At 60.6% G+C, this 14,693-nt stretch carries 12 protein-coding genes; 5 read left to right on the top strand and 7 right to left on the bottom strand.

Going from position 1 to position 14,693, the window contains the following annotated elements; genetic code table 11:
* Window positions 1-23: 23 nt before the first annotated feature.
* Both RHM69_RS06150 and acnB read right to left on the bottom strand, forming a co-directional pair.
* Complete coding sequence (locus RHM69_RS06150) at window positions 24-917, bottom strand: alpha/beta fold hydrolase (protein ID WP_014718333.1); 894 nt, start codon at window positions 915-917, stop codon at window positions 24-26.
* 364 nt (window positions 918-1,281) lie between these two features.
* Window positions 1,282-3,891, bottom strand: a complete 2,610-nt coding sequence (gene acnB, locus RHM69_RS06145) for a bifunctional aconitate hydratase 2/2-methylisocitrate dehydratase (protein ID WP_003190828.1) — start codon at window positions 3,889-3,891, stop codon at window positions 1,282-1,284.
* Window positions 3,892-4,286: 395 nt separating this feature from the next.
* On the opposite strand from acnB, the gene RHM69_RS06140 reads away from it, so the two are divergent.
* Window positions 4,287-4,754: a DUF1289 domain-containing protein gene (locus RHM69_RS06140; protein ID WP_003190830.1), complete on the top strand. Its 468-nt coding sequence runs from the start codon at window positions 4,287-4,289 to the stop codon at window positions 4,752-4,754.
* A 134-nt stretch (window positions 4,755-4,888) separates the two neighbouring features.
* Here the strand turns inward: RHM69_RS06140 and RHM69_RS06135 are convergent, their stop codons facing one another.
* On the bottom strand, window positions 4,889-5,752 hold the full coding sequence (locus RHM69_RS06135) for a universal stress protein (RefSeq protein ID WP_014718336.1): 864 nt from the start codon (window positions 5,750-5,752) through the stop codon (window positions 4,889-4,891).
* 150 nt (window positions 5,753-5,902) lie between these two features.
* On the opposite strand from RHM69_RS06135, the gene RHM69_RS06130 reads away from it, so the two are divergent.
* A complete protein-coding gene (locus tag RHM69_RS06130; protein WP_014718337.1) occupies window positions 5,903-6,505 on the top strand; it encodes a tRNA-(ms[2]io[6]A)-hydroxylase in 603 nt (200 codons plus the stop codon).
* On the opposite strand, the gene RHM69_RS06125 is transcribed toward RHM69_RS06130, so the two are convergent.
* Window positions 6,461-7,660, bottom strand: coding sequence for an MFS transporter (locus RHM69_RS06125; RefSeq protein WP_200599197.1), 1,200 nt, complete (start codon window positions 7,658-7,660; stop codon window positions 6,461-6,463). The genes RHM69_RS06130 and RHM69_RS06125 overlap by 45 nt on opposite strands.
* Window positions 7,661-7,817: 157 nt before the next feature.
* On the opposite strand from RHM69_RS06125, the gene RHM69_RS06120 reads away from it, so the two are divergent.
* Window positions 7,818-8,525 carry a response regulator gene (locus RHM69_RS06120; protein ID WP_014718339.1) on the top strand — a complete coding sequence of 236 codons (708 nt, stop codon included), beginning with the start codon at window positions 7,818-7,820 and terminating at the stop codon, window positions 8,523-8,525.
* Window positions 8,526-9,803, top strand: a complete 1,278-nt coding sequence (locus RHM69_RS06115) for an ATP-binding protein (protein WP_200599196.1) — start codon at window positions 8,526-8,528, stop codon at window positions 9,801-9,803. It begins immediately after the preceding gene.
* A gap of 136 nt (window positions 9,804-9,939) precedes the next feature.
* On the opposite strand, the gene RHM69_RS06110 is transcribed toward RHM69_RS06115, so the two are convergent.
* From RHM69_RS06110 to RHM69_RS06100, 3 genes are all read right to left on the bottom strand, one after another.
* On the bottom strand, window positions 9,940-10,731 hold the full coding sequence (locus RHM69_RS06110) for a MipA/OmpV family protein (protein ID WP_014718341.1): 792 nt from the start codon (window positions 10,729-10,731) through the stop codon (window positions 9,940-9,942).
* Between the two features lie 16 nt (window positions 10,732-10,747).
* Window positions 10,748-12,571, bottom strand: a complete 1,824-nt coding sequence (locus tag RHM69_RS06105) for a serine hydrolase domain-containing protein (RefSeq protein WP_019820164.1) — start codon at window positions 12,569-12,571, stop codon at window positions 10,748-10,750.
* A gap of 116 nt (window positions 12,572-12,687) precedes the next feature.
* Complete coding sequence (locus RHM69_RS06100; protein WP_014718343.1) at window positions 12,688-13,587, bottom strand: LysR family transcriptional regulator; 900 nt, start codon at window positions 13,585-13,587, stop codon at window positions 12,688-12,690.
* 274 nt (window positions 13,588-13,861) lie between these two features.
* Between RHM69_RS06100 and RHM69_RS06095 the strand changes: the two genes are divergently transcribed.
* Window positions 13,862-14,680 carry an FAS1-like dehydratase domain-containing protein gene (locus RHM69_RS06095; RefSeq protein WP_200599195.1) on the top strand — a complete coding sequence of 273 codons (819 nt, stop codon included), beginning with the start codon at window positions 13,862-13,864 and terminating at the stop codon, window positions 14,678-14,680.
* Window positions 14,681-14,693: the final 13 nt, after the last annotated feature.

The following is a 14,693-nucleotide window of genomic DNA, read 5'->3' as shown; positions in this document are numbered from 1 at the left end:
TCCACGTCCTTGTTGAAAAGTATTTAGGCAAAGCTCAGCCGCGCTCGTTGAGCCGATTGCTCGCAAAACGCCCCTGGCTGGGCATCGCATGCCCTCAGCAAATGCCCGAGCAACGCGCGGTGCACGCCGTTGGCCGCGGCCTTGGACTCCAGGTCCAGAAAATGTCCGCTGCTCTGGGCAATGGAGAAGCTGCAATCGCGGATGTACTGCTTGAAGGACTGCACGTCCATGGCGCTGGTGTATTCGTCCCAGGCGCCATTCAGGAAGTGCACATGACTGTCAATGTTCAAGAGTTGCGGCAAGTAGGCCCCTTCATTGAGCTTGAGTGCCTGTTCGATATGGAAGCGCGCTTGATGCTGCTCGGCGTTGATCAACTGCGCCATATGCTGTTGATTGGCGGTCTTGAGTCGAGCCGGGAGATGCTTGCCCAGCGTCTGGTTGAGCAAATGGCCGATCCCTGCGTTGTCATCCCGGGCCATGAGTGCCTGCGCCCCGCTGACGTAATCGAGCATCGGCGCGTTGAGGCCAGGCGCAAACGACATCACCACTGAGCTTTCAACGCTGTCTGGATTTTTGGCAAGTGCCAGCAGGGTGGACAGGCCACCCCAGGACACGGAAACCAAGTGGTGAATGTTGAAGCGCTCGATCAATGCCAGCAGGATTTGGACTTCGTCGTCCTTGGTCACCAGGCACCGGTCAGGGTTGTGAGCGCGGGAGTTTCCAGCGAACGGCAAGTCAAACAGCACCACGTTGAAGTGTTCGGCCAGGCATTTACTGGTACGGGCAAAGGCCGACGTCGTGGCCATGGCGCCGTTGACCAACAGGACGTTCTTTCTATCAGGCGCATCGCCGATGTGTTCCACCGACACCGAATAATGCTTGAAGATTTTCTTGATCACATATTGGCTACGCGACATAACACACCTCCAGTCAGCACAAAAAACAGGCGAGAGCGCCCCTGGCACCGGGCTTGGGTGTCGAGGGCAGGGTTTGTTTTTTTTATTAAGGGGTACGGCTTACAGCGCGAAGTACATCCAGAGCTGGTGGGTTCCGTGATACAGGCGTCAGGGTGTAGAGAGTTTTAGCCTTCAAGGCGTAGAGGGACAACTACCTGATCTGGTAGGTCGTCGTGCAAAGGCTGTCGGCGGCCAGTACTTTTCAGTCTGATACAACTCTTTAAGGGGGAGCGGGAGCCTGGATTGACATCCGTTACCCTTTTGGCGCACGCAAAAAAACGCCGCGTACCTTGCGATACGCGGCGCCTTTCACATCAACACACCGTTAGGCTTGAATCACCGGGATGTTGGCGCTTGCTGCGATCTTGCGGAACTCAGCGATCTGGTCGAAGTTCAGGTAGCGGTAGACGTCACTGGCCATGGTGTCCAGTTTCGCTGCGTAGCCCATGTACTCTTCGACGGTTGGCAGGCGGCCCAGGGTAGAGGCCACGGCAGCCAGCTCAGCCGATGCCAGGTAGACGTTTGCACCATCACCCAGGCGGTTCGGGAAGTTACGGGTCGAGGTCGACACGACGGTGGAGTTCGGCTCAACGCGTGCCTGGTTACCCATGCACAGCGAGCAGCCTGGCATTTCCATACGTGCGCCAGCCTTGCCGTAGATGCCGTAGTAGCCTTCTTCGGTCAGTTGGTGAGCGTCCATCTTGGTCGGCGGCGACAGCCACAGACGAGTCGGCAACTGGCCCTTGACCTGCTCCAGCAGCTTACCGGCAGCGCGGAAGTGACCGATGTTGGTCATGCACGAACCGATGAACACTTCGTCGATCTTCTCGCCAGCGACGCTGGACAGCAGACGGGCGTCGTCCGGGTCGTTTGGCGCGCAGAGGATCGGCTCGTTGATTTCCGACAGGTCGATTTCGATGATTTCGGCGTATTCGGCGTCGGCATCGGCTTCCATCAGCTCCGGGTTGGCAACCCAGGCTTCCATCGCTTGGGCGCGACGTTCCAGGGTGCGTGCATCGCCGTAGCCTTCGCCGATCATCCAGCGCAGCAGGGTGATGTTGGAGTTCAGGTACTCGGTGACGGACTCTTTGGACAGCTTGATGGTGCAACCGGCAGCCGAACGTTCAGCCGAGGCGTCGGACAGCTCGAAAGCCTGTTCCAGCGTCAGGTCGTTCAGGCCTTCGATTTCCAGGATGCGGCCAGAGAAGGCGTTCTTCTTGCCTTTCTTCTCTACGGTCAGCAGGCCAGCCTGGATCGCGTAGTAAGGAATGGCATGCACCAGGTCACGCAGGGTGATGCCAGGTTTCATCTTGCCTTTGAAGCGCACCAGAATCGATTCCGGCATGTCCAGTGGCATTACGCCAGTGGCGGCGGCAAACGCGACCAGGCCAGAACCGGCTGGGAACGAGATGCCCATCGGGAAACGGGTGTGGGAGTCACCACCGGTACCGACGGTGTCCGGCAGCAGCATGCGGTTCAGCCAACTGTGGATGATGCCGTCGCCTGGACGCAGCGATACACCGCCACGGGTCATGATGAAGTCAGGCAGGGTGTGGTGGGTGGTCACGTCGATCGGCTTGGGGTAAGCCGCGGTGTGGCAGAAGGACTGCATCACCAGGTCGGTCGAGAAGCCCAGGCACGCCAGGTCTTTGAGTTCATCACGGGTCATTGGGCCGGTGGTGTCCTGGGACCCCACGGTGGTCATCTTCGGCTCGCAGTAGGTGCCTGGACGAACGCCTTTGCCTTCTGGCAGGCCACAGGCCTTGCCGACCATTTTCTGCGCCAGGGTGAAGCCCTTGCCGGTGTCGACAGGCGCTTCAGGCAGCTTGAACAGGTCGGTCGGGCCAAGGCCCAGCTCAGCGCGAGCCTTGTCGGTCAGGCCGCGACCGATGATCAGCGGGATACGACCGCCAGCGCGAACTTCGTCCAACAGCACCGGGGTCTTCATTTCGAAGGTGGTCAGGACTTCGTCGGTGCCGTGCTTGCAGACTTTGCCAGCATGCGGGTACAGGTCGATCACGTCGCCCATGTTCATGTTGGTGACGTCGAATTCGATTGGCAGTGCGCCGGCATCTTCCATGGTGTTGTAGAAGATCGGAGCGATCTTGCTGCCGAAGCAGAAACCGCCAGCACGCTTGTTCGGCACGTAAGGCACGTCGTCACCGAAGAACCACAGCACCGAGTTGGTTGCCGATTTACGCGACGAACCGGTACCGACCACGTCACCGACGTAGGCGATCGGGAAGCCTTGGCCGCGCATCTCTTCGATCTGCTTCATCGGGCCGGTCTTGCCTTGCTCGTCCGGCACGATGCCTTCACGCGCCATTTTCAGCATGGCCAGGGCGTGCAGCGGGATGTCAGGGCGGGACCAGGCATCAGGCGCAGGCGACAGGTCGTCGGTGTTGGTTTCGCCGGTGACCTTGAAGACGCGCAGGCTGATCTTGTCGGCCAGGGTAGGGCGGTTGCGGAACCACTCGCCGTCAGCCCAGGACTGGATCACGCCTTTGGCGTGCTCGTTGCCGTTGCGGGCTTTTTCGGCGACGTCGTGGAACGCATCGAACATCAGCAGGGTGTGCTTGAGTTGGGCGGCCGCGACGGGTGCCAGTTCGGCGTCGTCCAGCAGCTCGACCAACGTCACGATGTTGTAGCCGCCTTGCATGGTGCCGAGCAGTTCAACAGCGCGTTTCTTGTCGATCAGGGGGGAAGTGGCTTCGCCCTTGGCCAGGGCAGACAGGAAACCGGCCTTGACGTAAGCGGCTTCGTCAACGCCTGGTGGAATGCGGTTGGTGATCAGGTCAACGAGGAATTCTTCTTCGCCAGCCGGAGGATTTTTCAGCAGCTCGACCAGGCCTGCGGTTTGTTCGGCGTTAAGCGGCTGGGGAACGATACCCAGTGCGGCACGCTCTTCGATATGTTTGCGGTAGGCTTCAAGCACAGTTATTACCCTCATCAGTGGTCCCACGGGACGCTCATCCAGAAATGAACGGCACGCATGCGCTCGGGGGCTTTTTGGGCCGCAAAGCCAGCGCTGCCGCCATTTCTTACAGAAGCTGCTTTCAAAGTTTTACGCCTGCAGAACGGAGCTGATGAGGGTTGGCGCGGGCTCTGACCTACCGGGTCGAACCTGCGCCAACACCGTTCTGAAGGAACGACTGTGCTCGTGACGCTTTGAAAACAGCTTCCAGCGGATTATTGGCGCCTTACAAGGCCGGGTGATTCTACGGCAAAAAAAATCTAAAGGTAAGTTGCCTACTCAAGTTTGCTGGGTGATCAACCTTAGACAAAGGGCTAACATGGCGCACTGTTTCGCTGATTTGCGTGTTGCTGCCCATGCCCAACCAAACCATCAAGACCCCCTGCGTCGGCCTGTGCTCTACGGTCTACGGCGATCTCGTGTGCCGTGGATGCAAGCGCTTTCACCATGAAGTGATCCAGTGGAACGGCTATAACGAAGAAGAAAAGCGTGCGGTCTGGCTCAGGCTTGAGCAGCTGTTGGTGCAGGTCATGGCCGGCAAAGTGGAGGTTTTCGACCCCAAGACACTGCGCGGGCAGTTGGAGCAACGCAAGATTCGCTTTGTGCCACACCAGTCCGAGTATTGTTGGGCCTACCAGTTGATCGCCCGTGGGGCCCGGGTGATCAATAACCTGGAGGCGTACGGCATGGTGCTGTTGCCGGAGTTTCGCGACTGGGCGCTGCCTGAACTGCGCGATGCCATTGATCGCGAGTTCTTTATCTTGTCCGAGGCGCATTACCAGCGCTATATCGCGCCTGGGTTCTTGAAAGATGCGCTGGGTTAATTGACTGGCGAGGTCAATGTGGGAGCTGGCTTGCCTGCGATAGCGGTGTATCAGGAGCAAATGCGCCAGCTGACCCACCGCAATCGCAGGCAAGCCAGCTCCCACATTTGATCCACATTGCCTGAAGGTCGGTGTCAGGGCTTGGTCGCCAGCTCTTGCAGATGGTCCATGAGCGTCTGCGGTTTAAGCACCAGCACATCGCTTTGCACCGCATCCAGCACCACCTCCGCCGTATTGCCGATCAACGCGCCGGAAATCCCCGTGCGTGCCACCGTGCCGATAATGGTCACCGCCGCCTGCAAGCGATGGGCAATATGGGGGATCAGCACATCGGCGGGGCCTTCCTCGATATGCAGGTGCCTGTCGTCCACGTCGAACTCGGCCTGGAAGGCCTTGCATTGCTCGCGATAGCGCGCCTCGATGGTTTCCTTGAGCTGAAAGGTCGGGTCTGCCGCCGACAGCATGGGCGAGGGGTGAGCACTGATCACATGCAACTGCGCTTTGGCGAGGCTGGCGATATCAAAGCCATGGTCGATGATCGAATTATGCAGCGAGCGGTGTTCGCCGTCGGCGTTGCCCACATCGATGGCCGCCAGGATCACGCCGCCTGCCCAAGGGGTGGCGGTCTTGACCAGCAACACCGGCGTCGGGCAATAGCGCAGCAACTTCCAGTCCGCCGGGGTCAGCAGGGCTTTTTTCAGAGGGTTGTCGGGGAAGTGCTGTTTGATCACCAGGCCACAGCCTTCGGCTTGCTGCACATCGATGATGGTTTCATGCAGGCTGTCGTTCCAGGCCTGCTCGGTGGTGACGCTGTAGCCGTCTTCTTTCAAGCCTTCCTTGAGCAGGCTCAGCAGCGCCGAATGCTCGTGCTTCTTGTCACAGACCAGCAAGTGCAGGTGCGCGTCGGTCACTTTGGCAATCAGCTTGGCACGCTTGAGGGCCAGGCTTTCCGAATGCTCGGGTTCGATGACCACCAGGATGCTGCGGATGGCTTGCATGGTCGGGATCTCCAAAAGGGCGGGGCGTTGGATAACTATAGTTGCTGGCCGGCAGCCGTCATGTTGATACACATCAAGGCCGGTGGCTGGTGGTCTGCGACGGGGTCGGTATAATCGGCGCCCTTTTGTGATCCTTTGCCCGTGAGCCCGATGAACCTGCCCGAAATCCATGAATTCCTCGGCTGCCGCACCCCCGATGCCTGGGTCCAGGCCGCGTTGGCCGATCAGGAAACCCTGCTGATCGACCACAAGAACTGCGAATTCAAAGCCGCCAGCACCGCCTTGAGCCTGATGGCCAAGTACTACGGTCACGTTGACCTGATCAACATGATGTCGCGCCTGGCCCGCGAAGAGTTGGTGCACCACGAGCAGGTCATGCGCCTGATGAAAAAGCGCAAGGTCGAACTGCGTCAACTGCACGCCGGCCGTTATGCCTCGGGTTTGCGCAAGGTGGTGCGCAGCCATGAGCCGGTCAAGCTGGTAGACACCCTGGTGGTGGGCGCCTTTATCGAAGCGCGCAGTTGCGAGCGTTTCGAAGCGCTGGTGCCGCATTTGGACGAAGAACTCGGCAAGTTCTACTTCGGCTTGCTCAAAAGCGAGGCGCGGCACTTCCAGGGTTACTTGAAGCTGGCTTACCAGTACGGCGACGCCAAGGACATCGCCCAGGTGATCGACCGGGTGCGAGCCACCGAGCAGGACCTGATCGAATCACCCGACGTCGAGTTCCGCTTTCACAGTGGCGTGCCAGCCTGAAGCCACGGCCACACCGATCAACGCGGTGATCCCCGCCAGCAGCAGGATCACCGTTGACGTGCCCAAGGGTGCTGCCAGCACGGCAATCATCAAGCCCGCCAAGGGCTGGGCCAGGTTGTTGAGCAAGGTCATCACGCCGACTGTCTTGCCGAAGTCCTGCACCGGAATCACCCGTTGTCGGGTGCTGCGCAGGTACACGTTGAACATCTTGTCAAAGCCGGTCAGCAGCAGGAACCCCACCGCGTAGGCCCACACGCCGGGGCTGAGCGCTGTGATCAGCGCGCCGACGGTGATCATCGAGTACGACAACCCGCCCAGTACCTTCAGCTTCAGTGATGAATGCGCCAGGTAGAACAGAATCGCGATGGTCACCAGCGCCCCGGCGGCTTGCAGCAGGGCATAGGTGTCTTTGCCCGCTGCGTAGTGGCCGGTGACCATGGCAGCCGAGGTGGCCAGCGTCACGCCGACCATCAGGTTCACACCGACCGCCAGGACGATGATGCGTTTCAACTCCACCCGGTTGAGGATGTGGCCAAAAGCGGTGCGCAGGGGTTGCAGCCAGTTACCCGGCTGTTGTTCATGGATGTGCAGGTCCACCGTGGTGTGGCGCTGCCAGATCAGCATCGCCAGGTCCGCCAGCACAAACAGCACGGCGACCCCCAGCACCACCCAAGGCCACGCCCAGACTTCCAGCATCAGCGCCGCCACCAATGGCCCGAGCACCAGCCCGCTCTGGTCGGCGATCTGCGAATAGGACAAGGTCTTGGCGTAGGTGTAATGCTCGAAGATATGCGGCATCACCACTTCCCGCGCCATGATGCCCTGGGTGGTCAACACGCCGCATACCGCGGACAGCATGACCAGCCAATGGATACCGTCGAACAGCGCATACAGCGCCATCGCCACCACGCAGGCCACGGCCCGATACACCTGGCTGATATGCAGGATACGCACCGGTGAAAACCTGTCGCACAATGCCCCGCACACCGGAAAAGCCAGGTAGCGCGGCAGTGACTCGACAAAAAACGCCAGCCCCGCCCACGACACGCTTTGAGTGGTCTGGAATACGATCAGGGGCACGATAAACAGCAAAACCTGGTCGGCCAGCCGTGAAAGGAACAGCGAAATGAAGAACGCCAGGTAATCCTTGCGCATAGAACTCCCTGTCAATGGCGTTAAAAAGTGCAGGCTATTTGTTAAAAACTCTTAAAAGCATGAAGCTTCGTCGCTGTGGACTGGTCAGCCACATCTGTCGGCCAGCTTGCCACCTATAATGGCCCCATTTCAATCCGCGCATCCACACTGAGAACTTATGGAAAACCTGGGTCTGGGCAAGGTCTTGCTCGTTGAGGACGATGAAAAGCTGGCAGGGCTGGTCTCGCATTTTCTGTCGCAGCATGGTTTCGAGGTACGGGTGGTGTACCGGGGTGATGAAGCCTTGGCGGCGTTCCTGGATTTCAAGCCGAAGATCGTCGTGCTCGATCTGATGCTGCCGGGTCAGAGCGGGCTGCATGTCTGCCGCGAGATTCGCAACGTGTCGGACACGCCCATCGTGATCCTCACCGCCAAGGAAGATGACCTGGACCATATCCTTGGCCTTGAATCCGGTGCTGACGACTACGTGATCAAGCCAATCAAACCGCCGGTGTTGTTGGCGCGCCTGCGTGCGCTGCAGCGCCGTCAAGTGCCCGAGCCCACCGTGCGCGGTGCCCTGGAATTTGGCCGCTTGTCGATTGATCGCAGTTGCCGGGTGGTCCGCCTGGGCGGCGAGACCATTGACCTCACCACCATGGAATTCGAGTTGCTGTGGTTGCTGGCCAGTAGCGCGGGCAAGATTCTCTCTCGCGACGACATCCTCAACCGCATGCGCGGCATCGCTTTTGACGGCCTGAACCGCAGCGTAGACGTGTACATCAGCAAACTGCGCGGCAAGCTCAATGACAACCCCCGCGAGCCGGTGTGCATCAAGACCATCTGGGGCAAGGGCTACCTGTTCAATCCGTTCGCGTGGGAGGTGTAGATGCTGCGCTTGTATCTGCGGCTCTATCTGATTCTCGCGCTCGGTCTGGCCGGGTCGATCTGGTTGGTCAACTACGGCCTGGACGCCTACATGCCCGAGTCCAACGAAACCTATAACCGTGAAGCCCTGCGCGGCCCGGCCTGGGCCCTGGTGGAGCAACTGCGCCCCGTGCAGGCAGAGGCACGCCAGGCACGCCTGGACGAGCTGCAACCGCATTACGGCTTGCGGCTCGAACTGGTGCAGCGCGACACCCAGGATTTGAGCGAACGGGAACAGAAACTCCTGGCGGCTGACCAGGTGGTGGTGCGCGAAGACTTCATGAAATTTCTCGCGCCTATCGACGACGGCCCGCAACTGCTCGAAATCAGATTGCCGGAAGAACCCAAGTGGTTATACCTGTGGGCCTATGGCTTCCTGGGCGTGAGCCTGGCCATCGTCCTGTATTTCTGGGTGCGTCCACACTGGCGCGACTTGGAGCACATCCGCCTGGCAGCGCAACGTTTCGGTGACAATGACCTGGGCTCGCGCATCTTGCTGCCGAGTCGCTCCACCGTGCGCTCACTGGCCGGGCACTTCAACCAGATGGCCGAGCGCATCGAAGGTTTGATCGCCAACCAGCGCGAACTCACCAACGCGGTCTCCCACGAATTGCGCACGCCGATTGCGCGGCTGTCATTCGAGCTGGACCAGCTCAAGCAGCAGAGTGACCCACGGCAAAGCCGAGCGTTGATCAACGACATGTACGCCGACCTCGGTGAACTGGAAGAAATGGTCTCCGAGCTGTTGACCTATGCCAGCCTTGAGCCAGGCGCTACCCAGGTCACCCGCGAGCAAATCGAGGCCCACAGTTGGCTCGACAGTGTGATCGGCAGCGTGGCCCTGGAGGCCGAAGCAGAAGGGGTGCAGTTGTCGTTGCGCACCTGCGAGGTGGACGTTATCCAGATCGAGCCACGCTTTATGGCGCGGGCCGTGATCAACCTGCTGCGCAACGCGATTCGTTATGCCGATCGTCGCGTGGAAGTGTCGCTGGTCAAGTTTGGCAGCGGTTACGAAGTGCGGGTCAACGACGATGGGCCGGGGGTACCGCTGGAGGGTCGCACCAAGATATTCGAACCCTTCCTGCGCCTTGACGCCAGCCGCGACCGCCGCACAGGCGGATTTGGCCTGGGCCTGGCGCTGGTCAAGCGTGTCAGCCAGTGGCATGGCGGGCAGGTGGAAGTGCAGGATTCGGAGTGGGGCGGGGCGTCGTTTCGAATGACGTGGGCCTATGCAGAGTAAGGCGGCTTGCCCCATGCCATCCTGTAGGAGCGAGCTTGCTCGCGAAGAACCTCAACGATAACGCGTGTTTTCTGGATAAACGCGGCGCCTGCGAGTTTTTCGCGAGCAAGCTCGCTCCTACAGAGGGCAAGTCAGATCAGAAGGTGTACTGCAGCTCCCCCAACACCGACGCCTGCAGCCGCTGCTCCACAATCGGGCTCTTGCCTGCTTCATTCGCCAGGTATTGCACATCGAGCAAGGTCGAGAACTGCGTGTGTTCGTTGATCGGCACGCTCCATGAGAGGTTCATGCCATTGCTGATATTGCCGGCACTTGCCTTGTATTCCTTGAAGCGGCTGCGGGTGGCCTGGTCGGCAGTCACGCCGTACCAGGTTTGCAGGTAGTTGCGGTCACCGAAGTGGCTGTTGATGGCGGCATCGACGGAGCCGTAGCGGCCTTCATAGAGATGGGTACCCAGGCTCAACTCCAGGTGGGTAAAAGCCTTGCCGGTTTCCTTGTGTTTATCTTCTTCAAGCGCATGTTCCAGAGTGGCGCCGATGATCACACCGCCGAGGTTGTAGGCGGTACTTACCCCCAATTGCGGACGTGACTTGATCTCGCCCATGCCTTTGAGGCGTTTGGAGCCGGCATGCATGCTTTCATTTTTATCCTTGCGCGAATCGCTTGCGCCAACGTATGCGCTGAAGCTCAGGGCATCACCTTCGTAACCCCAGCCCAAGCCCGTATCAGTGTCGAGGAAGACGCCCCAGGGGCTGATGATTTTGCCGCCGAGCACAGGCGCCGTCATACGTTCGTCGCTGCCACTGTAGCGGGGTGCGTTGGCCATGCCGGCCTTGAGGCTGTATTGCCAGTCTTCGGCAAGCGCCGTATCGGCGGCGGCGATCAGGCACAGTGAGGTCAATGACAGGCACAGGTTTTTTGAGTGCATCAGGGTGTTTTCCTGGTTAGAGGTTCAAGGGTGTGTGGGGTGAATGGGTGCGTTTGAACGAGTAGCCCGAAGCACTCAGGCCGTTGACCTGGCGGCTGACGGTATCGCCCAGGCCGTAGCCGTTGCCGGCCAGCACCGCATGGGCGTTGTCGATGGGCAGCAGGATGTAGTCGGTCAGCGGCTCGCCGTTTAATTGGCCGCGAATCACCAGGAAACCGTCCTCCTGGCGCACGCTGATGCCACTCAATGGCGCGTCGGGTTCATGGCTGCTGAGCACCTGGTAGGTGCCGACCGTGTTGGCCCACGCGGCGGACAAGGGCGGCGGCTCGATGCGCTCGCCGATGGCAATGCGTTGGCCGTGGCTGCGGGCGGTGAGCATTTGGCGGCCTTGTACCGTGAGCACATCCAGCTGCACGCGGCCCAAATCGCCGAGGTCCTTGCGCCAGAACCCCAGTATCTTTTTCTGCGCCCGCAGCCAGCCTTGCTCATCACGCAATAGCTGGAAATCGTAGCCGGCCAGTTCACCGCTCAAACGGGCATGCTCATCCCTGATGCGGAACACGCCCCAGGCGGTCGCGTAGAAGCCGGCCAGGCGCTTGCGATCCACCGCCGCCGGTACATGGCGCAGCTTGAGGCCGTGGCTGGGGGCCTGGCAGTCGTCGGCGCATACGGGCTTGCCGGTCTGAGCCTGGAGCATCAGGCGCAGGCTGTCGGTGGTCAGCGACACCACCATGTCTTCGGCGTTGCTGTCGTTGGCCATGATGACCACGGCCAGTTGCTGATCCGGCAGCAGGGTCAACTGGGCCACGAAGTCGTCGCCGCCACCGCTGTGCTGGTAGGTGCGCACACCGGGGCCGATGGGCTCGTCACCACAGGGCGCCAAGAACCAGCCCAAGCCCATCTGGCAGTCGAAATCCAAGGCGTTGCCGGTGTTTTGCTGGGTAAACATGGCATCGATAGAAGCGCTGCCGAGGATCTGACGGCCCTTGTAGGTGCCCTTGGCAAACAGCATGCGCACGTAGCGGCTGAGGTCTTTGGGGCTGGTCCACAGGCCACCGGCGGCGAGGTCACGCACCTGGGGGTCGGTGCTGGCCTTGCCATCCTCGTAGCCGTGGGCGCGATAGCTCATTTGCGCACCGGTACCCAGGAAACTGGACTGGTTCATTCGCAAGGGTGTGAGCAGGCTGCTTTGTAACTGGGCTTCGAAGCTTTTGCCGCTGCTACGCTCAATGGCGGCGCCCACCAAGGCATAGCCAAGGTTGGAATACGCCACCTGGGAGCCCGGTAGGCTGCTCAGCCACACACCCGACACACGCATCGGCATTTGCCCCATGGCATAGGTGCTGCGCAGGTCGCGCAGGTGCTCGCTGGGCAAACCGGATTGATGGCTGAGCAAGCGCCGCAAGGTGATCGCTCGATCCGCCTCGGCCTGGTCGCTGTGAAAGCGGGAGCGTACGTAGAACTCACGCAGGGTCTGCTGGATCGGCGCATCCAGCGCCAGGTGTTGCTGCTCCACCAGTTGCAGCGCCGCCGTGGCGGTCAGCAGCTTGGAGATGCCACCGGCGCGAAACGCGGTATTGGGCGTGACCGGCACCCCCAGGTCTTTGTCAGCCAGGCCAAAGCCGCGGGCCCAGATCAGCTCCTGGCCATTGACCAGGGCAATCGACAATCCCGCCACATTGTCCCGCGCCATCTCCTGGGGAATGCGGGTTTGCAGGTAGCGGATGATTGCGCCGTAATCACCTTTTTGAATCGGCGGCGGGGCAGGCGGTTGCGAGTGGCAACCGATACTGCCCAACAGGCAACCCAATAGCGGAATACCGCGCAGTCTGCGAAACATCAAGAGCACCCGAATGATGATTTGGATGCTGGAATGCTAGGGCGGCGGGTGCTGAGAATCTTTGAGTGCTTTGTCGGGAAACTGTCAAAGACTGTTAACGGCCGCTTATAAAAACATCAGGATTTGCCCAGGGGGGCAGGCATCAACGTGGCGATCAGGGCGCGTATGGTCCCCGGCAGCGCTTCCAGCTCGCGTACCAGGATGCTGCGCTCGCGAATCGCCCAGGGCTCGTCCAGTTTCACCGTCACCAGCTGCATGGTGCGGCTGTGACGCAGGGCGGCGGACTCTGGAATGATGCCAATGCCCACGCCGGCCTCGACCATCCGGCAGATCGCCTCGAAGCTCGAGACCTGGATACGCAGCGACAATTGCTTGCCCAGACGCTCGACGTGTTCACGCAGGAAACTCAACAGCGTGCTGCCTTCATGCAGGCCGATATGCTGATACGCCAGGGTCTGCTCGAGGGTGACCGAAGGCAGTTCGGCCAAGGCATGCCCGACGGGCACCATCAGCACCAGTTCATCGGTGCTGAAATGCAACACTTGCAGGCCGGAGGCTTCCACGGGGCCGGCGATGATACCCATGTCACTGGTGCCATCGAGCACCCCGCGCACGATGTCTCGTGACAGGCGTTCCTGCAGGTCGACGGTGACGCCCGGGCGCTGTGACAGAAAGCCTGCCAGGACTTCCGGCAAAAACTCGGTGACCGCCGTGGTGTTGGCGAAGATACGGATATGCCCGGCCGAATCCACGCCGTATTGGGTGAACTCGCTTTTGAGGTAATCCACCTGGCGCATGATCAACCGCGCATGGTGTAACAGGCGCTCGCCTGCCGGAGTGATTTCCACGCCCCGGCTGTCGCGGTACAACAGGCGCGTGTCGAGCTGTCCTTCCAGGGCCTTGATCCGCGCACTGGCGGCAGCCGGCGACAGGAAGGCGCGCTTGGCACCCTGAGTGAGGCTGGGGGATTCGGCGATATGGATAAACAGGCGCAGGTCGGCGAGATCGAAGTGCATGCAAGGCTCCCGGTATAAACACCAAACCTCATCACAATGAAGACCCAAATGTGGGAGCGGGCTTGCTCGCGAAAGCGGTGTATCAGGCAATGTATTCAGTGACTGACACTGCGCTTTCGCGAGCAAGCCCGCTCCCACAGGGATGTACGGTGTTTTCCAATTAAATTGGCGTTCAGCATAACCGAACGCTGGTTTATTGAAATGCAAATTCTCAGAACGGGCTGGCCCTTGCATGATCCTCGGCAGACACCCACTGCCTGAGGACCTGCACCCGATGAGCACCACTGATTGGATCGGCCGAAGTGAGACCGCCTACGACCACCTGAGCCATAACCTGCTCAAGCGCATCGCCGCCACATTAGGTGAAGAGGTGCCTGCCGACGGCGATGCTGTGCCTGCGTTGTGGCAATGGTGCTTTTTCCAGGACCCGCTGCCGGAGGTGGCGTTGGGCAGCGACGGCCACCCGGCACGCGGCGGGTTTCTGCCGCCGGCCGATAACCGCAATCGCATGTGGGCCGGTGGGCGTCTTGAATTTCTGCACCCACTGCGGGCTGGCGAGGCGGCTACGCGCGTGTCGACCATCACCCAGGTCGAAGAAAAGACCGGGCGCACCGGCTCACTGCTATTTGTCACCGTGCGTCATGACTACTCCCAGGAAGGGCGCCTGGCCATCCGCGAGGAGCAGGACATCGTCTACCGCGAACCCACGCCACCCAAGCCTGGCAGCGGCGACGCGCTGGCCCGGGGCGAATGGACAGAGGCCGTCGAGCCGACGCCGACCCTGTTGTTCCGCTACAGCGCCGTCACGTTCAACGGCCACCGCATCCACTACGACTACCCCTATGTCACCGGCACCGAAGGCTATGCCGGCCTGGTGGTGCATGGCCCGCTGATCGCCACCTTGAACCTGCGTGCGTTCTGCCGAGCGCACCCTGAGGCGACCTTGCGCCGCTTTGCCTATCGCGGCGTGCGCCCACTGATTGCGCCACAGCCTTTTGAGGTCGGCGGGCGCATCACCGCCACCGGCGTCGCAGAACTCTGGGCTGGCGACACTGAAGGCCTGGCGCAGACCGCCCAAGTGCATTTCGAATAACCCGATAACAACA

It is taken from the genome of Pseudomonas sp. CCI1.1 (assembly GCF_034348165.1).
GTDB lineage: Bacteria > Pseudomonadota > Gammaproteobacteria > Pseudomonadales > Pseudomonadaceae > Aquipseudomonas > Aquipseudomonas paracarnis.
Note: the sequence above shows the minus strand (reverse complement) of the source record. Positions and strands in the feature narration are given on the sequence as shown.